Genomic DNA, 680 nt, shown 5'->3' with positions numbered 1-680 from the left:
CTTGCGCGCCTCGCACGAGCGGCCCCGCGTGCGCGGTGCCGGTTCCGGCGAGAGCAACCGCCGCCAGGGCGGCCAGGGCCCGTCTGCGCATGGTCCGCCCCCTCACAGCCGCTCGTTGTAGAGCAGTGCACGGCCCAGGGCATTGGGCACGAAGGCCAGCGCCTCGCCCGCCACCGACAGGACGACGCCGGTGCCGATCACGCTGCAGGCTACCGCCGACCCCACGGCATGGACCGTGCCGGAGGCCGCGCGGCCGGCCACCTCCACGCTCACCTGCGCACCATCGGACGCCCGCTCCAGCACATACACAGTGCCGTTGGCCGACGCCTCCACGGCCTTCACGGTGAGGATCGCGCCGCCCACCGACAACGCGACGGGAACGGCCGCCACCGCCCCGGCGGCCGTGGACGCCACCGAAGCGGTACCCACCACCGAGGCCACGGGCAGCAGCGACAAGCCGACGGACACCTCACTCTGCGCATGCACGGCGCCTGCCGCCAGCGCAAAGGCCAGGCCGAAGCCCACGGCCCGGCGGGTCCAGGAAAAACGGGGGATCAGAGTCTCGATGCGCATGGTCTTTCTCCAGAAAAAGGGCGCGACAGCGGGGCCGCCGTGCGCGCAAGGGACGGCCGGGAAAGCGGGCACCGCGCCCGCTCCGGCCCCCGGGGGGTCACTCCGCC

1 protein-coding gene is annotated in these 680 nt (G+C 74.0%); it reads right to left on the bottom strand.

The annotated features are described in order from the left end of the window. Positions 1-102 precede the first annotated feature (102 nt). The gene (locus AC27IQ_RS26440; RefSeq protein ID WP_284414608.1) at positions 103-573 is read right to left on the bottom strand and encodes a hypothetical protein; all 471 of its coding nucleotides are present in this window, start codon (positions 571-573) and stop codon (positions 103-105) included. Positions 574-680 lie beyond the last annotated feature (107 nt).

This window comes from Acidovorax sp. KPB24-07, assembly GCF_057543315.1.
Note: the sequence above shows the minus strand (reverse complement) of the source record. Positions and strands in the feature narration are given on the sequence as shown.

Coding starts and splice junctions, on each gene's coding strand:
- AC27IQ_RS26440 (WP_284414608.1), bottom strand. CDS start 573: ATGCGCATCGAGACTCTGATCCCCCGTTTTTCCTGGACCCGCCGGGCC.